At 59.1% G+C, this 25,326-nt stretch carries 23 protein-coding genes, 1 tRNA gene and 1 riboswitch; of the genes, 11 read left to right on the top strand and 13 right to left on the bottom strand.

Features of this window, described 5'->3' with window-relative positions; genetic code table 11:
* The first annotated feature begins 169 nt into the window (after positions 1–169).
* A complete protein-coding gene (locus GVI59_RS02365) occupies positions 170–619 on the top strand; it encodes an RrF2 family transcriptional regulator (RefSeq protein ID WP_173572662.1) in 450 nt (149 codons plus the stop codon).
* 66 nt (positions 620–685) lie between these two features.
* Here the strand turns inward: GVI59_RS02365 and GVI59_RS02360 are convergent, their stop codons facing one another.
* A complete protein-coding gene (locus GVI59_RS02360; RefSeq protein WP_173572661.1) occupies positions 686–1,234 on the bottom strand; it encodes a hypothetical protein in 549 nt (182 codons plus the stop codon).
* Between the two features lie 345 nt (positions 1,235–1,579).
* Between GVI59_RS02360 and GVI59_RS02355 the strand changes: the two genes are divergently transcribed.
* Positions 1,580–2,113: a hypothetical protein gene (locus tag GVI59_RS02355; RefSeq protein ID WP_173572660.1), complete on the top strand. Its 534-nt coding sequence runs from the start codon at positions 1,580–1,582 to the stop codon at positions 2,111–2,113.
* Between the two features lie 54 nt (positions 2,114–2,167).
* Complete coding sequence (gene parE, locus GVI59_RS02350) at positions 2,168–4,201, top strand: DNA topoisomerase IV subunit B (RefSeq protein ID WP_173572659.1); 2,034 nt, start codon at positions 2,168–2,170, stop codon at positions 4,199–4,201.
* 45 nt (positions 4,202–4,246) lie between these two features.
* On the opposite strand, the gene GVI59_RS02345 is transcribed toward parE, so the two are convergent.
* The 6 genes from GVI59_RS02345 to GVI59_RS02320 all read right to left on the bottom strand — a co-directional run bounded on the left by GVI59_RS02345 (position 4,247) and on the right by GVI59_RS02320 (position 11,078).
* Positions 4,247–5,692 carry a tetratricopeptide repeat protein gene (locus GVI59_RS02345; protein WP_173572658.1) on the bottom strand — a complete coding sequence of 482 codons (1,446 nt, stop codon included), beginning with the start codon at positions 5,690–5,692 and terminating at the stop codon, positions 4,247–4,249.
* A 71-nt stretch (positions 5,693–5,763) separates the two neighbouring features.
* Positions 5,764–6,375 (bottom strand): GTP cyclohydrolase I FolE, encoded by a 612-nt coding sequence (folE, locus tag GVI59_RS02340; protein WP_173572657.1) that lies wholly within the window; start codon positions 6,373–6,375, stop codon positions 5,764–5,766.
* 83 nt (positions 6,376–6,458) lie between these two features.
* The gene (apaG, locus tag GVI59_RS02335) at positions 6,459–6,935 is read right to left on the bottom strand and encodes a Co2+/Mg2+ efflux protein ApaG (protein ID WP_242012875.1); all 477 of its coding nucleotides are present in this window, start codon (positions 6,933–6,935) and stop codon (positions 6,459–6,461) included.
* Between the two features lie 18 nt (positions 6,936–6,953).
* A complete protein-coding gene (gene metZ, locus GVI59_RS02330; protein WP_173572656.1) occupies positions 6,954–8,189 on the bottom strand; it encodes an O-succinylhomoserine sulfhydrylase in 1,236 nt (411 codons plus the stop codon).
* Between the two features lie 97 nt (positions 8,190–8,286).
* Positions 8,287–8,366, bottom strand: a riboswitch (SAM riboswitch).
* 66 nt (positions 8,367–8,432) lie between these two features.
* A complete protein-coding gene (locus GVI59_RS02325) occupies positions 8,433–10,307 on the bottom strand; it encodes an AsmA family protein (protein WP_173572756.1) in 1,875 nt (624 codons plus the stop codon).
* Positions 10,308–10,388: 81 nt separating this feature from the next.
* Positions 10,389–11,078, bottom strand: coding sequence for a TetR/AcrR family transcriptional regulator (locus tag GVI59_RS02320; RefSeq protein ID WP_242012874.1), 690 nt, complete (start codon positions 11,076–11,078; stop codon positions 10,389–10,391).
* A 191-nt stretch (positions 11,079–11,269) separates the two neighbouring features.
* Here GVI59_RS02320 and GVI59_RS02315 point away from each other — a divergent pair, with 191 nt between their 5' ends.
* The 5 genes from GVI59_RS02315 (at position 11,270) to GVI59_RS02295 (ending at position 17,876) form a co-directional block, all read left to right on the top strand.
* Positions 11,270–12,505 (top strand): efflux RND transporter periplasmic adaptor subunit, encoded by a 1,236-nt coding sequence (locus GVI59_RS02315; RefSeq protein WP_173572654.1) that lies wholly within the window; start codon positions 11,270–11,272, stop codon positions 12,503–12,505.
* A gap of 5 nt (positions 12,506–12,510) precedes the next feature.
* Complete coding sequence (locus GVI59_RS02310; RefSeq protein ID WP_173572653.1) at positions 12,511–15,663, top strand: efflux RND transporter permease subunit; 3,153 nt, start codon at positions 12,511–12,513, stop codon at positions 15,661–15,663.
* Positions 15,663–17,165, top strand: a complete 1,503-nt coding sequence (locus GVI59_RS02305) for an efflux transporter outer membrane subunit (protein WP_173572755.1) — start codon at positions 15,663–15,665, stop codon at positions 17,163–17,165. The genes GVI59_RS02310 and GVI59_RS02305 overlap by 1 nt, the downstream gene beginning before the upstream one ends.
* 77 nt (positions 17,166–17,242) lie before the next feature.
* Positions 17,243–17,316 (top strand) — tRNA-Gly (locus tag GVI59_RS02300).
* A 146-nt stretch (positions 17,317–17,462) separates the two neighbouring features.
* Positions 17,463–17,876, top strand: coding sequence for an alcohol dehydrogenase (locus GVI59_RS02295; protein WP_173572652.1), 414 nt, complete (start codon positions 17,463–17,465; stop codon positions 17,874–17,876).
* 71 nt (positions 17,877–17,947) lie between these two features.
* Here the strand turns inward: GVI59_RS02295 and GVI59_RS02290 are convergent, their stop codons facing one another.
* Complete coding sequence (locus tag GVI59_RS02290) at positions 17,948–18,202, bottom strand: DUF1653 domain-containing protein (RefSeq protein WP_173572651.1); 255 nt, start codon at positions 18,200–18,202, stop codon at positions 17,948–17,950.
* Between the two features lie 107 nt (positions 18,203–18,309).
* On the opposite strand from GVI59_RS02290, the gene GVI59_RS02285 reads away from it, so the two are divergent.
* A complete protein-coding gene (locus GVI59_RS02285) occupies positions 18,310–18,984 on the top strand; it encodes a hypothetical protein (RefSeq protein ID WP_331253044.1) in 675 nt (224 codons plus the stop codon).
* 129 nt (positions 18,985–19,113) lie between these two features.
* Here the strand turns inward: GVI59_RS02285 and GVI59_RS02280 are convergent, their stop codons facing one another.
* The 5 genes from GVI59_RS02280 to GVI59_RS18780 form a co-directional block, all read right to left on the bottom strand.
* Positions 19,114–20,541 carry a retropepsin-like aspartic protease gene (locus tag GVI59_RS02280; protein WP_173572649.1) on the bottom strand — a complete coding sequence of 476 codons (1,428 nt, stop codon included), beginning with the start codon at positions 20,539–20,541 and terminating at the stop codon, positions 19,114–19,116.
* An 82-nt stretch (positions 20,542–20,623) separates the two neighbouring features.
* Positions 20,624–21,592 carry an alpha/beta hydrolase gene (locus GVI59_RS02275; RefSeq protein WP_173572648.1) on the bottom strand — a complete coding sequence of 323 codons (969 nt, stop codon included), beginning with the start codon at positions 21,590–21,592 and terminating at the stop codon, positions 20,624–20,626.
* A 32-nt stretch (positions 21,593–21,624) separates the two neighbouring features.
* Complete coding sequence (gene murA / locus GVI59_RS02270; protein ID WP_173572647.1) at positions 21,625–22,887, bottom strand: UDP-N-acetylglucosamine 1-carboxyvinyltransferase; 1,263 nt, start codon at positions 22,885–22,887, stop codon at positions 21,625–21,627.
* A gap of 3 nt (positions 22,888–22,890) precedes the next feature.
* On the bottom strand, positions 22,891–23,445 hold the full coding sequence (gene dcd / locus GVI59_RS02265; RefSeq protein ID WP_173572646.1) for a dCTP deaminase: 555 nt from the start codon (positions 23,443–23,445) through the stop codon (positions 22,891–22,893).
* On the bottom strand, positions 23,445–23,747 hold the full coding sequence (locus GVI59_RS18780) for a hypothetical protein (protein ID WP_242012873.1): 303 nt from the start codon (positions 23,745–23,747) through the stop codon (positions 23,445–23,447). The genes dcd and GVI59_RS18780 overlap by 1 nt, the downstream gene beginning before the upstream one ends.
* A 255-nt stretch (positions 23,748–24,002) precedes the next feature.
* Between GVI59_RS18780 and GVI59_RS02255 the strand changes: the two genes are divergently transcribed.
* Positions 24,003–24,197: an entericidin A/B family lipoprotein gene (locus GVI59_RS02255; protein WP_173572645.1), complete on the top strand. Its 195-nt coding sequence runs from the start codon at positions 24,003–24,005 to the stop codon at positions 24,195–24,197.
* Between the two features lie 189 nt (positions 24,198–24,386).
* On the top strand, positions 24,387–25,127 hold the full coding sequence (locus tag GVI59_RS02250) for a hypothetical protein (RefSeq protein ID WP_173572753.1): 741 nt from the start codon (positions 24,387–24,389) through the stop codon (positions 25,125–25,127).
* Positions 25,128–25,326: the final 199 nt, after the last annotated feature.

Genomic DNA, 25,326 nt, shown 5'->3' with positions numbered 1-25,326 from the left:
GGACAGACATCGCTTCCCGCAAATCGGGATAGGCTGGTGAAATAGCACGACAGAGCAATGTGGATAAGTGTTGCTTTCATTGCTTTTCACTTTCATGGCATGGATATGTCGCCATCGTGCGGATTGTCGGCTAATTGTCGGCGGAATGAATGGCTTTGGGGAAGGCTCAATGTTTTTGCGACGCGACCGTGCAATGACCGGCGTTATGATCATGCTGGATGTTGCATTTTATGCGGGGCGGACCGGTACCGTGAATGCAGCGGACATTGCCCAGAGGGCCGGACTGGTCCGACGGGGCATCGAACCCCTGCTGCAGATGCTGTCCCGTTCATCGCTGCTGGAGAGCGTCAGGGGACCGCGGGGAGGCTATCGGCTGGGGCGGCCGAGAAGGGATATTTCCATCTCGGAAATCGTCTCTACGGTGGTGAATACAGATCCGGAGACCGATGACGGCTCTTCAGGAGATCTCTACCAGAAGGTTCTTGATCCTTTCTGGCGTGAAGAGGATGAGGCGATTACCGCCAGACTGCGTGAAATCACGCTGGATGATCTTGTCAGGAAGGCTGAAACGGCTGGACTGCGTCGGCCTCTGACGGAACCGATCACCTTTTCGATATAACGCCTGATGCACTGTCAGTCAGTGCATCAGGACAATCGTCAGAACTGTCGCATGTGACGTGCAGACTTAGCGTTTGCGCGCTTTCGTCACCGTGCGGCGTTTGGTCGTCGTCGTCGCCTTGCGCGTTTCCTTGTGTTCGGGCGTTGGGGCGCTGACGGCTGGCTTCGGTATGACAACACCTGTTGCGTCGACTGTGACATTGACGGTCAGGTTGTCACGCTTCTGGCCGGGACCACGGATCAGCACAACCGAGAATTTGTCAGCACCGGCGTACGCCATGACGGGCGTGTAGGCGATCTGTGTCTGCCCATCGAGCGTATAGAGAAACGCCTTGCCGTGTTCAGGCGTGGGGGAGACGCCGAAGGACGCGTAAGCGCCGCCATCAGGTGGGGCGACAGCCAGAACGCAACGTCCGTCATCGCTGCGGACAGTCATGGTGGCTACGCGATCGCCCTGGGCGTCGGTCGTCGGTTTGGTGGTCTGGCAGACGGCGGATGTTTTCATGTAGCCGAACGGATCAGGTGACCCATAGCGACCGCTCTGAAGCGGACCATGATTACATCCGGCCAGAAAGCTGGTGGCCAGCACAGGCACGGCTAGGACTTTAAGACGCACGTAAAGGCTCCGCTTATAGCTGTTGACAACAGGGCGGACTGGCGGCGAATCCACCGACCGCAATGAAATCCATCCCGCTCTAGAGCATCCGACTGCTGGTTGAAAGGCATGGCGCGGGACGATTGTACGGATGCAGGAGACGGATGCCGTCGAAACGCCACAATCACGGCGGTATTATGGCCGCATGACAGATATGTCTGAAAATCTTTCACGATAATATGTCGATAAAACCGTGCTTTGAGACGACAGGTTGAGAAACAGGTTTCAGAATCCTCTCGCCATCAGGATGCGGGCAGTGCATACGTCTGAGCACGTTATATTCCATCTCTTTCAAAGAGGCTTTTCATGTCCACAGGTCTGTTCCGTCTCGCGATCGCCAGTGTGGTTTCCCTTGGTCTTACCGCTGGTTCCGGGGCCTTTGCCGCCAGTTGCAGCGGTTCCCCGGCTGCCGAAGCTTTCGATGTGCAGGGCCTCAAAAGCGAACTGATGGTGACAGCCCTCTCCTGCAAGGCTCAGGACCGCTACAACAGCTTTGTCGAGAAGTTCCGCACCAAGCTTCTGGCTGAGGAGCAGCGCCTGAACACCTATTTCCGCACGACATACGGAAAGCGGGCTCAGGTTGAGCATGACGACTACATTACGCAGCTCGCGAACGTGCAGTCCGAAAAAGGTCTTCAGTCCGGCACCATATTCTGTGACCAGCGCATGGGCATGTTCGATGAAGTCGTTGCTCTGGATGACGAGCACGACCTTTCGAAATATGCGCAGGCGAAAGACATCACGCAGCCTGCGACATTTGAGACCTGTGCTGCGCCTGCCGTAGAGAAAACCACGCAGACGCGCAGCCGCGCCCGCCGTCGCACAGCCCGCAAGGCATAACGTCTGCAATCTGAGTTCTTGACGAATCATCTGTAGAGGGAGACAGAACCGGGCATGAGCGATCTTTTCTCAGGCACCGGATCTTCTTCTCCCTCCCAGCCGACGCCGCAAAAAACGCAGCAGGCTGCGTCAGCGTCGGGTCAGCAATATGACGCCAGCTCCATTGAGGTGCTGGAAGGGCTTGAGCCTGTCCGTCGTCGTCCCGGCATGTATATCGGCGGGACGGATGAGGGCGCGCTGCATCATCTCGCCGCTGAAATTCTCGACAACTCGATGGACGAGGCGGTCGCTGGCCATGCCACGACCATTGATGTCACGCTCGAGTCCGGCAACTGGCTGACGGTGCGGGACAATGGACGCGGTATTCCCGTCGATCCGCATCCCCGTTTTCCAGACCGTTCGGCGCTCGAAGTCATTCTCACGACGCTGCATGCTGGCGGTAAATTCTCGGGCAAGTCCTATGCGACATCCGGCGGTCTGCACGGCGTGGGTTCATCCGTGGTCAATGCACTGTCGACCTGCATGGAAGTGGAGGTCGCACGCGACAGGACGCTGTGGCGGCAGGTCTATGCGCGGGGCATTCCGCAGACAGCCATAGAAAAGGTTGGCGCTGCTCCCAACCGGCGCGGCACGCAGATACGCTTTCAGCCTGATCCGGAAATTTTCGGGACCCATGCGTTCCAGCCTGCTCGCCTCTATAAATTGTGCCGTTCGAAAGCCTTCCTGTTCCGTGGGGTGACGATCCGCTGGAACTGCGATCCGTCACTGATCAGGGCTGGTGACGAAACTCCCGCCGAAGCCGTTCTGCATTTTCCGGGAGGTCTGGCCGACAGTCTGGCCGATGAGCTCGGTAAAAATGCGCCGCTGCTGGCTCCTATCTGGTCCGGTGACGCCGAACTTCCTGAAACCAACGGTGTATCAGGTGGCAAGGTCGAATGGGCGATCGCCTTCCTCGAATCCGGCACGGCCAGCTTTGTGTCATTCTGCAATACCATTCCAACACCACTCGGCGGCACGCATGAAGCCGGTTGCCGTGCGGCTCTGGTCAAAGGTTTCCGTGCATGGGGCGATCAGCGGTCGAACAAGCGTGCGAGCATTGTCACGGCTGAGGACATTCTCGGCTGCACGGCAATCCAGCTCTCCGCTTTTGTCCGTGATCCGCAGTTTCAGGGGCAGACCAAGGAAAAGCTGACCAGCGCCGAGGCATCGAAGCTGGTCGAGACTGCGCTTCGTGACCGTTTCGATCATTGGCTGTCTGGCAATCCGACGCAGGCTGATTCGTTACTGGCCTTCGTGGTCGAGCGGGCGGAAGATCGTATTCGTCGCCGTGAGCAGAAAGATACACCGCGTAAGAGCGCTACACGCCGTCTGCGTTTGCCCGGCAAGCTGACGGACTGCACCCGTGAAAAAGCCGAAGAAACCGAAATCTTCCTTGTGGAGGGTGACTCGGCTGGTGGCTCGGCCAAACAGGCGCGTAACCGTGAAACGCAGGCAGTACTGCCGCTGCGCGGTAAGATTCTCAATGTCGCCAGTGCCACGAGCGAAAAGCTGCGTGGCAATCAGGAACTGAGTGATCTGGTGGAAGCGCTGGGCTGCGGGACCGGGGATCGCTTTGATCTGACGCGGCTGCGCTACGGGCGCGTCATCATCATGACCGATGCCGACGTGGACGGCGCACACATCGCCTCGCTGCTGATGACATTCTTCTACCGTGAATTGCCTGAACTTGTGCGTTCCGGGCATCTGTATCTGGCTCAGCCGCCGCTTTACCGTCTGACGCATGCTGCCAAGACGGTTTACGCGATGGATGATGCCGACAAGGACCGGAAGATCAAAACGGAGTTCAAGGCGAACGCGAAAGTGGAAGTCTCCCGATTTAAAGGTCTTGGCGAAATGCCGCCGAAAGACCTCAAGGAGACCACCATGGACCCGAAGCGTCGCACTCTGCTGCGCGTGATGATCCATTCTGACGACAGGCTGGAGACGCGGGAGCGTGTGGAAAGTCTGATGGGACGCAAGCCAGAACTGCGTTTTGCGTTCATTCAGGAACACGCCCAGTCGCAGTCAGTGGAAATGCTCGATATCTGACCCGAAAGAACCTTCCCGGTGCCTTGAACCGGGAAGGAGGCTTTGTCAGGCGTCGGTCGTTTCGGGCGCTTTCTCGGACTGATACTCTCGGTCGAGCGTCTTCAGATCCGTTGCAATGCGCGTCACAGGACCAGACCAGTCGAGCGGTTTATCCTGCTGGTAGATCCGCACGCTCTTGTACCATGGAGAATCCGTGCGGTTGGAAAGCCAGCGCCAGCACTGGTCATAACGTGACAACAGCCAGACAGGCTTGCCGATACCGGCCGCGACATGGGCGGTGGACGTATCAACGGCGATAACGAGGTCAAGGTTGGCGATCAGCGCCGCCGTGTCTCCGAAATCGTGCAACTCGTCAGTGTAATCAATGAGTTTCATTCCAGCCGGTGGTGTGCGCGCCTGACAGGACTGATCGCCGACCTGCAAGCTGAAAAAGGCGACGTCCGGAGCGCTCTCAGCCAAAGGAGCCAGTGCTGCGAGCGTTGTTGAGCGACGTCTGTCAGCAACTTCCGCTTCGCGAATTTCACTATGCGGCGCACCCGCCCAGACGAGACCGATTCTGAGAGGATGACCGGCAGGCGTGTCCTGCTGGATACGCTGTGCCCATTTGCGGACCTTTTCGGGATCGGGTTTCAGAAAACCTTCTGGTGAAGGCAGGGTATCAAGCGTCATATTCAGTGCGAGCGGCAGACTGAGGACAGGGCACTGAAGGTCATGTGCAGGGGATGGAACTGTTTCGCTGACAAAGCGGGCCTGCGGAAAGGACCGGGCCAGCAGCCCTAGCAGTTCGGGTCTGACACGTACGACAACCGTGCCGCCACGTTCGGCAATCAGCGGAATGAAACGGGAAAATTGCAAGACGTCGCCGAAACCACCCTCGGTGTGAATCAGGAGCCTTTCGCTGTCGAATCGTTCCCCTCGCCAGAGAGGGGCGTCAAAACCGTGGTGACGAGCTGTCCTGATCTTCCAGCGCCACTCATACTCGGCAAAACCCTCCGGGTAGTTGCCCTGAGCGAGCAGCGAGAGAGCGTAGTTCGTGTGGGTTTCGGGGCTATCGGGGGCCAGCTCCACGGCAACCCGGTGAAACTTCTGGGCCATCTCGTGCTGGCCCCGGTGGCTATCCAGGGCGACTCCCAGATTGCTCGCCGCGAGAGGGTGTTCCAGACTGATGTTCAGACATTTTGAATAGGCGGCAATCGCCTCGTCATAGCGTTGCAGTGATTGCAGAGCGTTGCCCAGATTGCACCAGGCGTCGGCAAGCTGCGGAGCCAGAGCAACGGCTCGACTCAGAACCTCGAGCGCAGGCTCGAAGCGGCAGATGCCGACCAGCAATCCGCCATAATTACTCAGAGTGAGCGCATCGCGGGGCTCTTCGCCAATTCGCCTTCGGTAGACGGCTTCCGCTTCCAGAATCCGTCCTTCACGCTGCAACTGCGTGCCGGCATCGGAGAAAAAGGCTGTATTGTCGGGTTGGGGTGCGGGCGATGACGTCATGAACGCTACGTTCGCCCGACAGACTTAAAAAAATGTGACCTGAAAGCACATCATGCTCTCAGGTCAGTGTATCAGGCAGAAAATTCACTCATGCCGGGACGGTTCAGCATGGACAGCAGTTCCCGGCGCGTATCCGAGTTGTCGCGGAAAACGCCCAGCATGCGGCTGGTCACCATGGATACGCCGGGACGATGCACGCCGCGTGTGGTCATGCATTGGTGTCCGGCTTCAATGATGACTGCCGTGCCATAGGGTTCAAGCACACTGTCGATCGTGTTGGCGATCTGGGATGTCAGGCGCTCCTGAATCTGGAAACGCCGGGAATAGGCTTCCACCACGCGGGCGAGTTTGGAAATGCCGACAACCCGCTTACGGGGGAGGTAGGCGACGTGGGCGCGACCGATGATCGGCACCATGTGGTGCTCGCAATGGCTTTCCAGTCGGATGTCACGCAGCAGGACGATCTCGTCATAATCGTCGACTTCCGAGAAGGTGCGCTGAAGAAGCTCTTCCGGATTGACGGCATAGCCTTCGAAAAACTCTTCGTAGGAGCGGGCGACACGGGAAGGCGTGTCGAGCAGTCCTTCGCGCGCCGGATCTTCACCGGCCCAGCGCAGCAGGACCCGGACGGCCTCCTCGGCTTCCTCGCGGGAAGGGCGGACTGGAGTAGGAGGATTGGTCATCAGGTAGATCTCTGCTGGAATAGGTGGGCGTGTGCCATCGGGTCTCATGGCGACCGGGTCACTGCGGGAAATGTGTGGGGAAATCAGTGGAGCATGCTCGGCTGATAGGGGCTGTCGAGGCTGAAGGCCGGAATGCGCGCATCAAAGAGCCGTCTGCCCGGTTCCTCCACCATGTGAAAGAAGCCGCGCATGATACCGCTTGGCGTGTCGAGAGATGCGCCGGAGGTATATTCAAAACCGCCACCGGGCTCGAGAATGGGCTGCTCGCCCACCACGCCGTCGCCACGAACGCGGTCGACATGCCCGTTGGCGTCAATGATTTCCCATGACCGTTCGAGAAGCTGGACCGTGTTCGGCCCATGGTTCTCGATACGGATACGGTAGCCCCAGCAGTAGGAATGCTCATCCGGCTGGGACTGGTCGTCGAGCCAGAAGGCCCGGACGACAATCCGGATATTCCCGGTCGTGGCCTCGTAGGACGGCAATGCCGCAATGGCTTCGTTCAAAGCCGCTTCCGGGTCTTCGAACAGCTTGGGCGGCATGGGCGGTCTCGAGGACATGATCGGGAACTCCCTTGTTCAGTTTGCGAAGCCGCGGCTTTTCAGGGCTGCAACACCGCGGGCGAGATCGTCGATAAGATCTGCAGAATCTTCCAGACCGATCGACAGGCGGATGGCGCCGTCAGCAATGCCGAGGCGCGCGCGCTCCTCAGGACCGATCTTCATGTGGGTCGTCGTCGCCGGGTGGGTCGCCAGTGAGCGGGCGTCACCAAGATTGTTGGAGATCAGAATGATGCGCAGGGCGTTGAGGAACGCGAATGCGCCTTCCTGCCCACCGGCGACCTCGAAGGCGATCAGCGAACCGAAACCACTCATCTGGCGTGCGGCCAGTTCGTGCTGCGGGTGATCCTTGCGACCCGGATAACGCACGCTGACAATGCCCGGAGCGCTTGCGAGCCAGTCGGCCACAGCGGCTGCGTTACGGGTCATCGCATCGACACGCAGGGCGAGCGTCTCAAGGCCTTTCAGCATGACCCATGCGTTGAATGGCGACAGGGCGTTGCCGGTGTTGCGCGTGAAGGGCAGCACCGTGTCGTTGATCCAGTCCTTGCGGCCCAGAATGGCTCCGCCGAGCACGCGTCCCTGACCGTCGATATGCTTGGTGCAGGAATACACCACCACGTCAGCGCCCAGTTCCAGCGGCTTCTGGTAGACAGGCGAGGCGAACACGTTATCGACAATGACGATCGCACCGGCTCTGTGCGCCCGCTCGGCGATGGTGGCGATATCGAGCACATCCAGCATGGGGTTGGACGGGCTTTCGAGCAGCACGGCGGTTGTCGGCTTGCTGAAGGCTTCATCCCACGCCTTGAGATCGCCACCGTCAACAAAAACGGTTTCCACGCCATATTGCGGCAGCAGATTGGCGACGATCCAGTGACAGGAGCCGAACAGGGCGCGGGACGCGACAACGCGGTCTCCAGCCTTCACCTGCGCCAGAAGAGCGGAGGAGACAGCGCCCATGCCGGTCGCCGTGCAGACGCAGGCTTCCGCGCCTTCCAGATCGGCGAGGCGACGCTGCAGGGCGTCGACCGTCGGGTTGCCGAAGCGGCTGTATTGATAATGCACCGCTTCACCCGTGAAGGTGGCGGCGGCCTGCTCGGCATTGTCGTAGGCAAAGCCGGAGGTCAGGAAAAGAGCTTCACTCGTCTCGCCATATGGCGTGCGCTCGACTTCGCCATGGATCAGGCGGGTGGCGGTGCGCCACGTGGCGGCGACTTCGGGAGACGTTGTTTTGATGGACGTGTCAGTCATGCTCGGTCTCGGTTCCGTTCTGTCCGCAGCAGAAACGCCGGATCATTCAGAATCCTGCCATTCCTGCACGGGGCTTCGACCGTGGAAACCTGGCGGCATGGATCCCGCCAGAGCCTCTTTAGCGCGTTTCTTTTACCTCGCCGCAAGCCGGCCATACAAATCACGAGGCCCCTGACGGGGGAGGCAAAGGTTATCGCGGAAAAAACCGCGTGTCGTCAACAGGGGCTCTGGCATGGCTCCGCTTCATTTCATGACGCTCAGACAGGCCCGGCCCGGCGTGAACGACGCCATTTCGGTGGGCAGGGTGTTGATGCTCTGCGCGTCTTTCAGAAGGGCGCGTCCCCGCGCGGACCATCCGGCAAGGCCAATGGAAGGGCTGTTGAACGGACCGCTCACGCGGATGGGGATGTCGAGCGCCAGAGCGGCGGCTCCCCGGCTCTGGAAAGCCAATTCGAACCAGCGTCGGTTGAGATCGAACAGCGCTTCTCCGACAATGGATCCGGCTGGTGTATAGATCCGCAGCGGCACGACAGCACCTTCACCGCGACTCATTTTCAGAGCGCCGAGCAGGCAGGTCACAGGTGTCGTGCCCTTCATCGTGCCGAACAGCGTGCCGATGTTGGTCGAGGCGATGCCGATGACTTCCTTGCTGATCAGGCCGCTGTTCATGCCGACCACGGCCTGGATATCCGCATTCCGTGACGCCTCATTCAGGGTGCTGACCCCGTCCGCGCTCGCTTTCACGCGAAAGGACAGCGAGCCACTGACAGGCACGGGCGCAAGGCCGGCCTGTCTGCGGAACGTGTCGATATCGGCTTTGCTTACATCCACTGTGGCATGCAGCGAGGAGCCGCGCGGATGAGTGGCGATCTCACCCGAAGCGTGCAGTGACGCCTTCATCCAGCCGAGTTGCAGGGAGGAGATGTTGATTCTGCCGGGCTGCTGGCTTGCCGCAAGGCTTGCGTCGGAAAACACAAGGTTGTTGTAGCGCACGGATCGGGCTGAGAGATGGACGTCGAACAGCGGATCGGGGCGGGCAGGGGCCACAAGCGGGATGTCGGTGACGTGCTGTCCGGATTTCGGACTGCTCTGGCTGGCGGACTGCAGGCCGTTCAGGTCGAGCTTTGCAAACGCCATGTTTCCGGTGATTTCATCAGGAGAGCCTGATTTGCCTTCGGTGAAGGTGATGTCGGCGTTTTCAATGGGGTTGTCGCGCAGAAGGCCGGTGGTCCGGGTCATCGTCCAGACATCGCCCTTGTGTGTAAAATGCCCTTCCAGATTGAGAACCATGCTGAAGCTGTCAGGGTTCGCACCGGCGATGGCCATCAGGGGCGCTGATGTCGGTGTGCGCAGGGTCAGCTTTCCGTCAATGCCGTCAAAATCGAACAGGTCGGTCATGGCGCCGTCGAGATCGAGCGTCAGATCTCCGGATGAGACATGCAGGTTGGTCGGGTAGAGTTTTCCGGCCTGACGCAGAATGGTCAGCGGACCAAGATGAGCCGTAAGCGCGATGGGGGTGTCATTATAGCCGCCCGCGACGGTCATTTCGAAAGGACTGCTGTCGCTTGTTGAAGAGAGCGTGACAGTATCGAGGGTGGTGCGATAGGCGTGCCCGTTCGCCGAGCGATAGATGATTTCGCTGTCCTTGATGGTCGCCTGCCGGATGCCGGGAAACCAGTTCCAGTCCGCTGCTGTCTCTTTCTTTGCTTCCGGTTTCCTGTCCGGTCGGGATGGTGCGCCAAACCGCCAGTTCGGGGTGCGATCTGCCGTGCGTTCGAACAGACCGGAGAAGCGGGTCAGCACGAGATCACGGGTTTCGGCAGGTCCATGCAGAAGCGACATCAGACGCACCTGCGTATGGAGATGACCGAGGGTGATCATCTCCGGCCTGCTGCCGTTCGGGATATTGGCGATGCTGAGATCATCGACATCGAGCGTCAGCCAGCGGCCCGGAGAGACGTGCGCGCTGCCGACATGCACTGTGCGCCCGGTCGCCTTGGTCAACTTTCGGGTTGCGAGTGCGGCGAGATCAAGATGGGAGAGGGCAAGGAAACCACCGCCGCAGACCACGGCGCTCAGACCGACCACACCGAGGGCAACGAGAGCAAGACGACGCACAGACGAATCTCCGGCTATTGAACCGGGCTCTCTCATGCTCCTCAAATCGTGGGGAAATAAAGGCCGGACAGAAAAAACAGGTTATCGGGAAGACTGTTGCGCGATCCCGACAGGAGACTGGCCCCATTCCGCATGGAGGCCGGCGAGAAAGAGGCGGGCGCCTTCAGCAATGACGGCGCGGGATTCTTCAGCGCTGGTTTCCTTGTTGAACAGGGCGTGCAGCATTCTCTCTCCTGCGGTCAGGCTGAAGAGCTGCTGGGCCTTGCGGTCTATCCGTGTCTCGGGATGACCATGCTGCGTGCAGTAGGCGCATAGCCATGCCTGCAGGACGTTCGATTTCCCGCACTGCTTGAGGCTGTTCATGATGTCACGAAGATCTTCGGCCTCCGACGCGCTGGCGATGATGGCGCGGATCAGTTCGATGGTTTCCGGCCGGGTGAGGTGAGCCGCCAGATCGTCCAGCAGTCCGATCAGTTCGTCTTCGGAGGTGCGGGCATGTTCGCGGATGGACAGTGAAAAACAGAAGAGCCGTTTTTCTATCAGGGATTGAAACAGGTCCTGTTTGGACGGGAACTGCTGATACAGCGTGCGTTTGGACATGCCGGAGCACTGGGCGACCTTGTCCATGGAGACGGCCTGATAACCATATCTCCGCAGGGCTTCATCCGCCGCAGAGAGAATTCGCTCACGCCGTTCGCACTCCGCCATTTCCGGTGGTCGACCTGGGCCACGGCAGGAAGAATGCTGGTGTTCCTTAACATTCATAACCATCCCCATGTGCGCCTTCGCGCAGGATCTGTCCATTGGATGATGTGACAGAGCAGGCTTGACCTGAGGTTAGGAAACTAGGTAGTTTCTATTCAATCAGGCAATGAGATTCGTCAATTGTTCCTTTTTTTAAGGAACAGGGCCGATCATGCCGTTCCCGTTTCTATTCTACACACAATCAGCAGGATGTATCCGTGAAAAGCCCCGTCCGTAGTTTTTCAGCCCCGGCCCTGTGCGCATCGGTTGCCAGCCTGCTGGTTCTGACTGCCTGTAACAAGAAAGCCCCGCAGCAGGGTGCGCCACCGCCACAGCAGGTGGAAGTGCTGACCGTGAAGCCCCGTCCGGTCCAGATTCGTACCGTGCTTCCCGGACGTACCGAAGCCTATGAAATCGCAATGGTCCGCCCGCAGGTCAGCGGCGTCATCCAGAAGCGCCTGTTCGTTCAGGGAACGGATGTGCAGGCCGGGCAGCAGCTCTATCAGATCGATCCGAGCATCTATCAGGCGGCTTATGACAGCGCCAACGGTCAACTCGCGCAGGCTCAGGCAAATGCCATTACGGCAAAGGCCAAGCTGGAGCGTTATGGTCCGCTGAAAGCAGCGCACGCCGTCAGCAAGCAGGAATATGACGACGCTCTGGCCGCCTCGCGCTCCGCCGACGCCCAGATCCTGATCGCGAAGGGACAGGTGGAAAACGCCGCCACCAATCTGCGCTACACGCACGTCAACGCGCCGATTTCCGGACGCATCGGTCGTACGATCCTGACGGTCGGCGCTCTGGTGCAGGCCGGTCAGTCGAGCAACCTCGCCATCATCACGCGTCTTGACCCGATTTACGTTGACGTCAATCTGCCCGCGATTTCCCTGCTTCGTCTGCGCCGCGAGGTTGCCGCAGGACAGATTCACACCAATGCCGACAATTCCGTGCCGGTCTCGCTGGAGCTGGAGGACGGCTCCACATACGATCAGGTCGGAAAGATGCAGTTCAGCGAAGTCAATGTGGATGAAGCCACAGCGACAATCGTAGTCCGGGCCGTCTTCCCCAATCCGCAGAAATACCTCCTGCCGGGCATGTATGTGCATGCAACGCTCGATGAGGGCACCAATCCGCAGGCTCTGCTCGTGCCCCAGCAGGCTGTGACGCGGAACAGTCATGGTGATCCGCAGGTGATGGTCGTGGAAGAAGGGGACAAGGTCGCCCAGCGCGCGATCACGACCAGCTCCACGCATGACAGTGACTGGATCGTAAGCTCCGGCCTGAAGGCAGGAGACCGGGTGGTGGTGATCGGCCTTCAGAAAGTGCATCCGGGCGACAAGGTCACGGTTACGCCGTTCAAGGAAGCCGCTGCCCCTGACGCGCAACCTGCCAATACCCAGCCTTCAGACGCCCAGCCTGCTGGCGCGTCCTCCTCAGACGCCGGGAAAAACTAAGCAGCATGTCACGCTTCTTCATTGACCGGCCGGTCTTCGCGTGGGTCATCGGCCTTATCATCATGCTGATAGGCAGTGTGGCCATATTCCGCATGCCGATCGCGCAGTATCCATCCATCGCCCCGCCACAGGTCTCCGTCAGTGTGACCTATCCCGGCGCTTCGGCGGAAACCGTGAACAACACGGTGGTGCGGCCGATCCTTCAGCAGATGTTCGGTCTCGATCATCTCGAATATATCTCGTCGCAGTCCTATGCGTCGGGTCAGATGGAAATCGACCTGACCTTCGAGCAGGGAACCAATCCTGACATTGCGCAGGTGCAGGTGCAGAACAAGCTGCAGCTTGCCCAGCCACGTCTTCCAACGGAAGTGACCGCGCAGGGTCTTACGGTCGCCAAGGCCGTGAAGAACTTCATGATGGTCATCGGCTTCATCTCCGCCGATGGCTCCATGAACGCGCAGGATATCGCGGACTATGTTGCCTCCAACGTGTCCGATCCGCTGTCTCGTGTCACCGGCGTGGGCGATCACACCCTGTTCGGTTCGGAATACGCGATGCGTATCTGGCTCGATCCGCGCAAACTTTACAGCTACGGGCTGACCGTAGGGGACGTGCAGGCGGCTATCCAGAGCCAGAACATTCAGGTCTCGTCAGGTGAACTGGGTGGTCTTCCTGCGGTGCCGGGCGCCAGTCTGGATGCGACCATCATCGGTCCGACACGACTGACGGCGCCCGAGGAGTTCCGCAAGATCCTGCTGAAGGTCATGCCCAACGGCTCACAGGTCCGCATCGGCGACGTCGCCAAGGTGGAGTTCGGCGCGCAGAGCTACAACTTCAACTCGCTTTATAACGGCCATCCGGCCGCCGGTATGGCGCTGAAGCTGACGCCCGGCGCCAACCAGCTGACGACCGAAGCCGCCGTGCGTGAGGAAGTGAAGCGTCTTGAGAAGTTCTATCCGGCCGGGCTGAAGACCTTCTACCCGCTCGATACCGAGCCGTTCATCGTCCTGTCCATCCATGAAGTGGTCGTTACCCTTGCTGAAGCAATCGGGCTCGTCTTCCTTGTGATGCTGGTGTTCCTCCAGAACTTCCGCGCCACGTTGATCCCGACCATCGCTGTTCCGGTGGTGCTGCTCGGCACGTTCGGCTTCCTGTCGGCTCTGGGGTTCTCGATCAACACACTGACCATGCTTGCCATGGTTCTGGCCGTCGGCCTGCTGGTGGATGACGCCATCGTCGTTGTCGAAAACGTCGAGCGCGTGATGCACGAGAAGAATCTCTCACCGAGAGAAGCGGCCCGTGTGTCGATGGATGAAATCTCCGGCGCGCTGATCGGCATCGTGCTGGTGCTGACGGCCGTGTTCCTGCCCATGGCGGCTTTCACCGGCTCCACGGGTGTGATCTATCGCCAGTTCTCCATCACCATCTGCGCCGCCATGTGGCTGTCCGTGCTGGTGGCGATGATCATGACCCCGGCGTTGTGCGCGACGATGCTCAAGCCGGGCGAGCATGAAAAGACCAGGGGACTGGCTGGCTGGTTCAACCGTGCCTTCAACCGTCTGACGCATGGCTATCTGCGTGGGGTCAATCTGATCATCGGCCATCGGGTCCTGTCGATGATCGGGTTTGCCGTGATTACGGCCTGCGCGGTCTTCCTGTTCATGCGCCTTCCGGGCGGCTTCCTTCCCGACGAGGATCAGGGCCTGATCTTCGGACAGGTGACGACGCCTCCGGGCGCGACGCAGGAACAGACGGCGAAAGTCACGAAGAAGGTCTCGGATTACGTTCTCAAGACCGAGAGCGCGAATGTTGAGTCCGTCTATGTCATGAACGGCTTCAACTTTGCCGGGCAGGGACAGAGTGCCGGCGCCTTCTTCATCAAGCTGAAACCGTGGGATGAGCGCACGGGAGCGGGGCAGGGCGCGGCGGCTGTCGCCGGGCGTATCATGATGCATTTCTGGGGTGACCCGGAGGCGCAGATTTTCGCCATCAATCCGCCTGCCGTGCTCGAACTGGGTAACGCTTCAGGCTTCGACCTTGAGCTGGAAGATCGTGGCCATGTTGGTCATGACCAGCTCCTTGCCGCCCGTAACATGGTTCTCGGACGCGCTGCGCAGGACAAACGCCTGATGGCTGTCCGTCCGAACGGCATGGAAGACGCGCCGCAATATCATCTTGATATTGACCGTGAAAAAGCCAACGCGCTGGGTGTGTCGGTTGCGGACATCAACACGCTGGTCAACGGCGCATTGGGTTCCATCTATGTGAACCAGTTCATGCGCGATGACCGTGTGAAGCAGGTTTATATTCAGGGCATGCCGTCCTCGCGCATGGTGCCGGTTGATCTGGACGCCTGGTACCTGCGCAACACGGGTGGGACGATGGTTCCGTTCAATGCTGTTGTCAGCGGGAACTGGATTGTCGGGCCGCAGAAGGTGGAGAACTACAACGGCCTGAACGCCTTTGAAATTCTCGGTCAGCCTGCGGTCGGTTACAGCTCCGGCGACGCCATTGCCGCGATTACGCAGATCCTGAACGATCTGCCGCCCGGCATCGGTTATGAATGGACCGGCCTGTCCTTCGAGCAGATGGCGGCTGGCTCTTCGACCGGTCCACTCTATGCGCTGGCCGCAACCGTCATCCTGCTCTGCCTTGCGGCTCTGTATGAAAGCTGGGCCATCCCCTTCGCGGTGATCCTGGTCATTCCGCTCGGCGTGCTGGGCGCCATTGCCGCCACACTGTGGTGCAACCGCGACAATGACGTCTATTTCCAGGTCGGCCTGCTCACCACGGTCGGTCTGGCGGTCAAGAACGCCATTCTGATCGTCGAATTCGCCAAGGCGAACTTCGAAGCGGGGCAGACATTGGAAGAGGCCGTGGTCAACGCTGGACGCGAGCGACTGCGCCCGATCCTGATGACGTCGATCGCCTTCGTGCTGGGTGTGCTCCCGCTGGCCATCGCCTCGGGCGCCGGTTCCGCCGCACGTCAGGCCATCGGTATCAGCGTGGTCGGCGGCATGCTGACCGCGACCTTCCTGGCCATCTTCTTCGTGCCGCTGTTCTTTGTTCTGGTGCTGCGCCTGTTCAGGGTGCGTCGCCTGTCGGAGCGCCGTGACGATGACAGACTTCCTCCCACCGCCACGCCGGAGGCGACATGATGAGCGTTCTTTCTCGCGTCCGTAGTGGAGTGGTCTCCCGTTCCGGCAGTATGACCATGGCGGCGATGCTGCTGGCGGGCTGTACCATGGAGCCGACCTATCACAGGCCGAAAGCGCCTGTGGCGGGCGCCTATCCTGCCGAGCCGATGGCGAAGCCGAAGAAGGCTGAAGACGTCCTGCAAACACCGGCTTCTGATATCGGCTGGGCGGACTTCTTTGTTGATCCGCGTCTCAAGGCGCTGATTGCGATCGCCATGCGTGAGAACCGTGATCTGCGTGTCGCCGTAGCGAACATCGCGCAGTCGGCGGCGCAATATGACGTGCAGCACGCGTCTCTGCTTCCGCCCATCGGGGCGACGGGGCAGGCGATGTATATGGCTCCGTCCCAGACTGCCGGTTTCAGCTTCGCGCCGGGCGTCGGTGAGACCATTTCGACATTCCGTTATTACAGTGCGGGCATCGGTTTTTCTTCCTATGAGATCGATATTTTCGGTCGTATCCGCAGTCTGTCGAAATCGACGGCCGAAGCCGCCCTGAAACAGGTGGCGGCCGAACGGTCCGTGCGGATCAGCATCGTTTCGCAGGTCGCCAACGCCTATCTGGCCTGGTTGGGGGATAAGGAAGTTCTCGACATCGCCAACAGGGCAGTCGCGAATCTGGATGAGAATCTCAAGCTCATTCGCCTGCGCTACGATCATGGTGAAGAAAACCTGCTGACCGTGCGACAGGCGGAAACGCAGGTGGATCAGGCCCGTCAGCTTCAGGCGCAGCAGACCCGGCTTGTGGCGCAGGATGAAAACAACATCACCCTGCTGATCGGTGCGCCGATCCCGGCCGATCTCCCTCCGGCCCGTCCGCTGGGCGAGCAGAACCTGATGGCGGATATTCCAGCCGGACTCCCGTCGGATCTTCTGTTCCGGCGTCCGGACATCATTGCCGCCGAGCATGATCTGCTGTCGGCAAACGCCACCATTGGCGCGGCCCGCGCCGCGTTCTTCCCGAAATTCACACTGACGGCGACAGATGGCGTCAGCAGTCTGCTGTTCCACCGTCTGTTTACGGCTCCAGCGACGACATGGGGTCTGCAACCCAATGTCAGCATTCCGATATTCACTTGGGGTCAGAACAGGGGAAATCTGGAATCTGCCAAGGCGGGCAGGGACATCAAGCTGGCGACATATGAAAAGGCGATCCAGACGGCTTTCCGCGAGGTGTCGGATACGCTTGTGGCACGCGCCACCTATCTGGAAGAGAGCCGCCGCATGGACGACTATGTTCATGAGATGGCCGATGCGTACCGTCTCTCCAAGATGCGGTATTCCGTGGGAACGGACTCCTATCTCAATCAGTTGGTCATGCAGCGGAATCTGCTTCAGGCGGAGCAGTCCCGTGTGGCGGTGCAGGTCGCTCGATATGAAAATATCGTGACGTTCTATCGCGCCCTTGGGGGCGGATGGAGCGAGCAGACCGTGCGTTCACCAAGAGTTCCGTCGAAACTCTGATGATCTATCCGCCGGGCGTGGCAGTGGGCGTGGAGTGATTGCCATGCCCGATCGGGCAGATTATAGAGCAGGGGAATGCGGGTGTAGTTCAATGGTAGAACGGCAGCTTCCCAAGCTGCATACGAGGGTTCGATTCCCTTCACCCGCTCCAGAAAGACTTTTCTGAACGGGGTTTTACAAACCTCCCGATATTGTGAACGCCTGTTTCCCCCGTGAGACATGGCCCTATGCCTCCTGCATGTGTTGCGCGGAAGATTGCATTGAAGCAACATACCGACAAAGCAACAGGAGCTTTCGATGACCCGTTTTTACCTTCGCGTTCTTGCTGCGACGTCTTTTGTCGCGGGCGCCGCGTCCGTCGCACTTTCAGCCCATGCCGCCGAACTGCCTGCTGTTTACGGCAAGGCTCCTACGGCTGTTGCATCTCCGGCAGATGTCGCTTCCGTTTCTCCGGCCAACGTGGCTGGCCTGCTGAACTATTGCGTGGAGACCAATCAGGTCTCTCACGATGATGGTGACTCGCTTCAGGCTGCGATCAACGCCAAGACGAACGCTGTTCCCATGGATCACAATGGCAACATGGACTACGCGATCGGTTCATCAGGTGAGTTCCTGATCAACGGCAACCGTTCGACCATCACGTCGCTGGAACCTGCTGCTCAGGGCAATGTCTGCTCATCAGTTCTGGCCCGCGCCAAGTCTCTGATCTGATATTTCGGACAGTCCGGCAGGAAAAGTCCTCTCCAGCGCACGTTGGAGAGGACTTTTTTTATGGAAAGATCTCAGGCTCGCCCTGAAAACCTGTCTCCGGATCTGCTGCCCTCGTCGGGTTCCACGAAGGCGAACCGGGGTCTGCCATCGACAAGTTCGGTCCACATGGACAACGGTCGCGCCCACAGGGTGCCGTGGGCTTCACTTCGATAGATAACCAGCCACTCCTCCGTTTCACTGTGACGCACCGTATGAAGGACTGTATAAAGTCCCCCCTTGTAATGCCGGTACAGACCCGGCTGAATGGAAAAAGGGATGTCCTGCAAGATCGTCTCGCTCCTTCAGGGAATTACGGTATGGTAGCAGGAATAAGTGGTTGATGTGTCTTCGTCATGACCCTTCGGGCATGATCGTCAGGTGGAGTTTTTCAGTCTTGCATTCATTTTCCCTGTCGCCATCAGTAAAACGCTTCGCAGTGACGGCTTCATCTGTTCAGCAGCGTCTTCGCGGGCAACGGTCAGCGGTCATGCTGGGAGCCTGTCTGTCCTCTCTGGTGTTTTCATCAGGGTATGTACAGGCGGCCACCACGCAGACCCATCACACCACCTCCCATACAAGGCATCGCGCCACCTCTAAAACGACGAGTGCTTCGTCGAAAGGCAATCCTGTCATTCTGACCCAGCAGCCGGGAACGGAACTGGACAGGGAAGCGCGTAAACTCGCGGCTGAGGACATCGCGACATCGCGCCGTCACAAGGAAGAGCCTCTTGTGCTGATAGGCTCGGCTCCGCTTTCGACCCAAAAAGGCGATGTTGCACTGTTCATTGAACTTCAGTCGGCCGCATTATGTGGATCGGCTGGATGTTCAACCGATGTGTATCTGCACAAGGGTCAGGACTGGGTGAAAATCCTGGATTCCGTAAGCGGTCAGATTGCCGTGCTGCCGACCAGTCATCGTGGCATGTATGATCTTATGGTGGATGGTTCGGATCGCTGGCTCTGGGACGGCAATACCTATCAGGACACGATCAATGCTGCGCCGATTGGCAATCTGCGTGGAGAAATCGAACAGTTTCAGAATAAACATAAAAATACAAAAAGCAGATAATAAGGTTTAATCATATATTTCCGGCATTCATCTGTTCTGCAACTGATACAGAGCAGATGAATGCCCATTCTTTAAACAAGGCCGCCGTTTGCTCTAATTCCTATGCTGTAAGAGTAATATAGCCCGTTACTATCGGGTTGTCTGAAGATTGACGCAGAAGACGCGGCTGTTTCTGTCAAACTGGATGGTTCCGTAATTCAGGATGGCTGTTGTCAGTAACGGTCGCATATGGACCGGGGTCTGCTGGTAGCGAACAGGCGCCATGAGTTGCTGCGAGCCAAAGGCGACCGAGGCTTGTTCAATCGCTACGATTGCAGTCTGTTCTCCTGCAATCGTAGCCAGGTGTTCGCGGAAAGCATGTTGTCGGAGTGAGGGTGTCAGGGAAGGCGTATTGACTTCCAGTATCTCCGGAACGTTGTTACCCGTATCGACAATAGTGAAATCCTGACTTCCGTTCAGTGTGACAATATCCATCAGCCAGGCCTTCTGTCCGCTTCTGAGCGTAGCGAGAACAATAGGATCCGTGCAGTTCAGAGGCTTTTCCGAACCAAATTCGAGCCCTGTTTTGCTGAAAGTCACGTGAGATAATTTCAGCAGTTGCTGAAGCCCGACAATGACAGGACTATCCGGGCTGGTGACGGATGCGATCTGGTTACGAAAAACTGTTCCGCCAATATTCAGGGACGGCACAATCACAAACTGCGATGTCGCAAAAAAGGAGTGCCCCGCGCCATCCTGAATCAGGGAGCTTTTTGCGATCACCCGCAGGTTGTGTCGTCTGGCGAAGCCGCTTGGCACTGACAGGGTATCCGAACCCGTATCGAAGACAGCGTCGGTTTTTTCTCCGTCAACGGTTACGCGGCCTTTTGCGTTGATCGGCTGGTGGCCATTCACCAGTTGTGTGCTTTGCCAGAAGGGAATGGTCTCGCTTGGGGAAAGGCTGACGCTCTGTTCCGGTATGGTGTCTGGTGAAACCACGAGATCCATCTGGGAAGCGTTTCGCACTGTCAGATCCGGGATGTGATAGAACGCCCGAAGCGGCTCAAGGTATTGTCTGCGCATGGCGTCTGTCGCGATTGCCCACGCATGGATGTCACCATCGAGAAAGAAGTTGCCAGTCCGCATGGTCGCTATGATCAGACCGAGAGGCGTGATCATGCGCTCCGGGTCAGCCATTGGGCCAAGAGCATGAGCGAGTTTATCGAGCTGTTCGTTGGATGCGGAAAAATTACCGGCACTCCGCGCAATGGCCGCCAGTGAAAGCCGGGCTTCAAAAACCTTTTCAAGCGGAGACGCCGTAGGGCTGGCCTTGAGATGCTCGATGACTTTGCTCAGCCCGATAACATCTCCATCTTCCATCTGAAGTATGACGCCGAGTTTGTCGCGTGCTGAAAGATAGTAGGAACCATCAGGGTCCTGATGGATCATGCTTTTATCGAAAGCAGCGATTTTTCCAGATTGGGCGTGAAGTGTAACGGGCGAGAGGGCTGTTGCGCCAGTCAGAAACAGAGTGGCGAAAACAGCTCGCAGGCCGAGACGAAAAGCGGAAGAGCGCATGAGAAATTCCGAACCGTGACTGTAACAGTCTGTTTCGGAATGTAGCAGAGGTCAAGTTCGGGAGGCAGCGGAGAACACGGGCCTAGCCAGCGTATGGGAGAGCCATGGCGCGTCGCATGGCGTCAAGGCGTCTTGTGGACGACCGGATTGTGACACCGGCACGTGGATCAAGCTCGAATGCATGGAAGGCTCCCGGGAAAACTTCCAGTTCCACAGGAACACCCGCCTGCATGAGGCGCGTCGCGTAGTTCAGGTCTTCCGGCAGGAAGAGGTCGATCGAGCCGACGCCGATATAGGTTGGCGGCAGATCGTTGAACGAGGCGGTGCGGGCAGGCGCGGCGAACGGAGAGACGCCATCCTCTCCCGGTGTGGTTCCCAGATAGGATTCCCATCCGAACAGATTCATTTCCGGCGTCCAGACAAAAGCGCCGCTGCCGGGGATCTCCGGTGTCGCGAGAACAGTGCGATCATCGAGCATCGGGTATTGCAGGTTCTGAAACGCAAGCGCCGGACCGCCGCGCTGGCGCGTCAGCAGGGCGAGACCTGCGGCCAGTCCACCTCCAGCGCTTTCACCCGCCACACCGATGCGTCTCGCGTCAATATGCAACTCCCCGGCCTTGTCCGCCATCCACAGCAGGGTAGCGTAACAATCTTCCATGAGAGCAGGGAAAGGATGTTCCGGAGCCAGCCGGTAATCCACCGAGACAATGATGCAGTCCAGTTCCAGAGCCCACCGGCGCAGTGTGGGAGCCATGGCGTCCGGTGTGCCCATGACAAATCCGCCGCCGTGGATATGCAGAACAGCAGGGCGAGGCATGTCGGAACTCGCTTCGGGTTCGATAACGAGAACCCGGACCTCCGGGTCATCCGGCATCCCGGGGATCAGCCGCTCGGCTGTTATGACCGGAAGGTCGTCCTTCATTCCGGGAGGCGGCTGACGGCTGGCCCGTGCAGCCGGAAGAGATGCGGCATCCAGCGAGGCTGGTCCAAGACGGTCAAGAAGAGGACGCAGTTCCGGGTCAACAAACTGCCGGAGATCTGTTTCTGTCATGATGTCCTCCTCCTGCTTTTTTCAGATAGGGTTCAGCCCTTCACGCGCTCGATGTTCGCGCCACAGGCCGCCAGCTTTTTCTCGACCGCTTCATAACCACGGTCAAGATGATAGACCCGGCTGAGCGTCGTCTCTCCATGCGCAGCGAGGCCAGCGAGGATCAGCGAGAACGAGGCGCGCAGGTCCGTGGCCATGACCGGTGCGCCGGAAAGGGCATGCACGCCGCGGATAATCGCGGAAGAGCCATGCACGTTGATCCGCGCGCCCATCCGGTTGAGTTCCGGCACATGCATGAAACGGTTTTCGAAGATCGTCTCGGTGATCATCGAGGCGCCTTCAGCCACCGCCAGCATCGCCATGAACTGGGCCTGCATGTCGGTCGGGAAACCGGGATAGGGCTCGGTCATGATGTCGATGCCACGCAGCGCACCGGTGCGACGCACCCGCATGCCGTAGCTTTCCTGCGTCACTTCAACGCCGGTTTCTTCCAGCGCCCGGACAACCGCGCCGAGATCGTCCACCCGACCGCCAAGGAGCTTCAGGTCGCCACCGGTGATGCCCGCGGCGCAGGCATATGTCCCGCATTCGATACGGTCCGGCATGATCCTGTGTTCCGCGCCATGCAGGGAGTCCACGCCGTCAATGACCAGCGTGCCGCTGCCCGAACCGGTAATCTTTGCGCCCATCGCGTTGAGACAGGCGACCAGATCGCCAATTTCCGGCTCGCGCGCCGCGTTGACAATCTCGGTGCGTCCTTTGGCCAGCGTTGCGGCCATGAGCAGGTTTTCTGTCGCGCCGACCGAGGCGAACGGCAGGATGACGCGGTCGCCGATCAGTCCTTTGGGAGCGGTAGCGTTGATGTAGCCGCCCTCAAGACGGATTTCCGCGCCGAGTGTCTCAAGCCCCTTGAGGTGCATGTCCACCGGACGGGTGCCGATGGCGCAGCCGCCGGGAAGGGAGACACGGGCCTTGCCGCAACGGGCGAGCAGCGGACCGAGCACGAGGATGGAGGCGCGCATCTTCGACACGATGTCGTAGGGCGCTTCGGTGTTCGTGATCTCGCCGCCGATGGAATAGGACGTGCCGTCGCCCTTGAGATCTTCAACGGTAACGCCGTGCTGGACCAGCAGATCGCGCATCGTGGCGATATCGGCGATGCGCGGCACATTGGTCAGAACCAGACGCTCAGCCGTCAGCAGGCCGGCGACCATGAGTTTCAGACCAGCGTTCTTGGCGCCACCGATGGTGATCTCGCCATGAAGAGGCCTGCCGCCCCGGATGATGAAACGGTCCATATCTCAGAGCCTCGGTGTCGCGACGCCGCGCTGGTGCATATATTTCCCCGCACGGTCGGCGTAGCTGACCTCACAGGGAGACGCGCCCTGAAAGAACAGGAACTGGCAGATGCCTTCGTTCGCATAGATCCGGGCGGGCAGGGGGGTCGTGTTGCTGATTTCGATCGTCACCTGACCTTCCCACTCGGGTTCCAGCGGGGTGACGTTCACGATGATGCCGCAGCGGGCGTAGGTGGATTTGCCGAGGCAGACCACCAGCGTGTCGCGCGGAATGCGGAAATACTCGATCGTATGCGCCAGGACGAAGCTGTTCGGCGGAATGATGCAGACATCGGCCTTGCGGGAGACGAAGCTGTCCGCGCTGAAGGATTTCGGATCGACGATGGCGCTGTTCACATCGGTGAAAATTCTGAAGTCGTCGGCGACGCGGGCATCATAGCCGTAAGAGGACAGGCCGTAGGAGATGACGCCATCACGCTTCTGGTTTTCCACAAAAGGCTCGATCATGCCGGCATTGAGCGCCCTGTCTCGGATCCAGGTGTCAGGCATGATTGGCATCAGGGGGTCTCCGGAATGGTGGGGGAAGCGCACGAGGCATCGCCGCTCTCTGGTAAATCCTGGCGGTCTGATGATGTTTCCATCGCGGTCCGCGCACGTGCCTGCGCCTTACGCCGCCTGAGGTTGGCGCGCAAGGCCTCGGCCTCATCCGCGAGGCGTTTCTGGCGCGCTGCTTCTGCCGCCGGCGTCAGGTGCGATGTCTCGGGTTTGGGCTTCTTTTCGCCTTTTCCGGCCGAAGGGCGGTCCGGCCTGTGTGCCGGTCGGCCAACAGTATTGGTGCTGTCATCACCTGGCGCTGACATTCTGAATTTTCTGCCTGTTTTCTGTGGGTGACCCCATAAAGAAGCCAGATCATGAATTTTTCTGCAATCCACTCCTTTGTAGAGTCTGGTCGCAGTTGACCATCCGTTCATGACGTCATTCTGACGACACGGCGCGCAGGATATCTCATTGTTTGTTCATGTATGGAGGTTAAATCGGCGCAACCTTCCGTAATGACAGGCGTTCTCAGGTCATCACGCTATCTGGGAGCTGAAACAGAAATGCAGAATGTTAAAATGATCAAGGCTAGAACAACCGGCGGCCGTATTGTCCGTCTCGCCGGCGCGGCGGCTTTCATGCTGAGCCTTGCGGCATGTAATGCTGTCCATGGCGCTGGCAAGGATGTCAGTGCGGTCGGTCATGATGTGTCCCGTGGTGCGAGCGCTGCCCAGCAGGGCATCACCAACTCGACGGGTGCATCCACCCACTGATTCGGGGCTGAAGAAGCGAACTGATCAGGAAAGCAGGTCAGCCGAAGTTTTCGGTCTGGCCTGTTTTCGGGTTTTCAGGCTGGTCGCTTCCTGTAATGGAGGCATTGATCTGTCCATGAGGCGTATCGAAAAGAGATCGCATGTGGAATGATCGGTGTTCAAAATGAGGCGGAAGGAAGAGCGGAAAGCATGCGGAAAAATATGGGGCGGATTCTGTTGCTCCTGACATCGGTTTCGCTGGGGGTTGCGTTGTCCGGGCCGGCGACGGCGCAGAAACAGGCTCAGACGTCAAAAATTTCCCATGTACACCGCCCGGTTCCAGCCGGAGATGTGACGACAGGCGATGCTGCTGTTGATCGTTTCAACGATGCGCAGCTTGCTTCAGCGTATCGGGGGCCTGTTTATTATCCGGGGCAGCCTGTTCCTCAGGCGCAACCGGTCAAATTGGGCCAGAATCAAACGGTTGAGGGGGATGCGACAGGTGACGCCGAGGTTGATCTTCTCAACGATGCGCAGATAGGAGCGGCTTACAAGGGGCCGGTGTATTACGCAGGACACCCTGTTCCGCAGGCGCAGCCAGTCAGGATCGGCAGGAATGTTCCCGTCGCACTTCCAGAGAAAACCCCTCTGGCTGGTGACGCCAACGGGGACGATAAGGTCGATCTCCTGAATGCGTCCCAGATTGGTGAAGCCTACAAGGGGCCTGTCTATTATCCCGGACAGCCTGTGCCGTCGGCAAAGCCGGTCAAGATTGCGACCGTTGCGCTTCCTGCCGGGCACGGAGCGGGTGTCGTTCCTGCAGCGCCGGTTGCGGCAACCCGGTCGGTGCTCGTCGTCGCGCCGATGGCGGCCCCTGTCGCCATACAGACGATGCCTCCGGTTCCAGCCTGCGCGCCCGCTGCGTCCGTCCCGGTAGCGCCCCACCACTGATGCGATATCTGTGATAGAGCGTGAAGGCGATGCGAGTTTCGGCTGTGTGGGCGGGCCATGAAGTGGGATTGCGTCCGGGGCAGGAATCCCGGACCTTCCCGGGATCATTTATGGTTCTGAGTAGGCGCGCCATATGGTTGCCCGAAATGTTCCGCAATAGGGACAAGCTCACAGTACGGGAAACCGTTCTGGGGTAAGT

Origin of the sequence: Acetobacter sicerae, assembly GCF_011516765.1 — a bacterium.
In the GTDB taxonomy this organism is placed as follows: Bacteria; Pseudomonadota; Alphaproteobacteria; order Acetobacterales; family Acetobacteraceae; genus Acetobacter; species Acetobacter sicerae.
Note: the sequence above shows the minus strand (reverse complement) of the source record. Positions and strands in the feature narration are given on the sequence as shown.

Bases quoted from the DNA above. Each gene is read 5' to 3' on its own strand.
- GVI59_RS02365 (WP_173572662.1), top strand. From the start codon at position 170: ATGTTTTTGCGACGCGACCGTGCAATGACCGGCGTTATGATCATGCTG.
- GVI59_RS02355 (WP_173572660.1), top strand. From the start codon at position 1,580: ATGTCCACAGGTCTGTTCCGTCTCGCGATCGCCAGTGTGGTTTCCCTT.
- parE (WP_173572659.1), top strand. From the start codon at position 2,168: ATGAGCGATCTTTTCTCAGGCACCGGATCTTCTTCTCCCTCCCAGCCG.
- GVI59_RS02345 (WP_173572658.1), bottom strand. From the start codon at position 5,692: ATGACGTCATCGCCCGCACCCCAACCCGACAATACAGCCTTTTTCTCC.
- folE (WP_173572657.1), bottom strand. From the start codon at position 6,375: ATGACCAATCCTCCTACTCCAGTCCGCCCTTCCCGCGAGGAAGCCGAG.
- apaG (WP_242012875.1), bottom strand. From the start codon at position 6,935: ATGTCCTCGAGACCGCCCATGCCGCCCAAGCTGTTCGAAGACCCGGAA.
- metZ (WP_173572656.1), bottom strand. From the start codon at position 8,189: ATGACTGACACGTCCATCAAAACAACGTCTCCCGAAGTCGCCGCCACG.
- GVI59_RS02320 (WP_242012874.1), bottom strand. From the start codon at position 11,078: ATGGTTATGAATGTTAAGGAACACCAGCATTCTTCCTGCCGTGGCCCA.
- GVI59_RS02310 (WP_173572653.1), top strand. From the start codon at position 12,511: ATGTCACGCTTCTTCATTGACCGGCCGGTCTTCGCGTGGGTCATCGGC.
- GVI59_RS02305 (WP_173572755.1), top strand. From the start codon at position 15,663: ATGAGCGTTCTTTCTCGCGTCCGTAGTGGAGTGGTCTCCCGTTCCGGC.
- GVI59_RS02295 (WP_173572652.1), top strand. From the start codon at position 17,463: ATGACCCGTTTTTACCTTCGCGTTCTTGCTGCGACGTCTTTTGTCGCG.
- GVI59_RS02280 (WP_173572649.1), bottom strand. From the start codon at position 20,541: ATGCGCTCTTCCGCTTTTCGTCTCGGCCTGCGAGCTGTTTTCGCCACT.
- GVI59_RS02275 (WP_173572648.1), bottom strand. From the start codon at position 21,592: ATGACAGAAACAGATCTCCGGCAGTTTGTTGACCCGGAACTGCGTCCT.
- murA (WP_173572647.1), bottom strand. From the start codon at position 22,887: ATGGACCGTTTCATCATCCGGGGCGGCAGGCCTCTTCATGGCGAGATC.
- dcd (WP_173572646.1), bottom strand. From the start codon at position 23,445: ATGCCAATCATGCCTGACACCTGGATCCGAGACAGGGCGCTCAATGCC.
- GVI59_RS18780 (WP_242012873.1), bottom strand. From the start codon at position 23,747: ATGTCAGCGCCAGGTGATGACAGCACCAATACTGTTGGCCGACCGGCA.
- GVI59_RS02255 (WP_173572645.1), top strand. From the start codon at position 24,003: ATGATCAAGGCTAGAACAACCGGCGGCCGTATTGTCCGTCTCGCCGGC.
- GVI59_RS02250 (WP_173572753.1), top strand. From the start codon at position 24,387: ATGCGGAAAAATATGGGGCGGATTCTGTTGCTCCTGACATCGGTTTCG.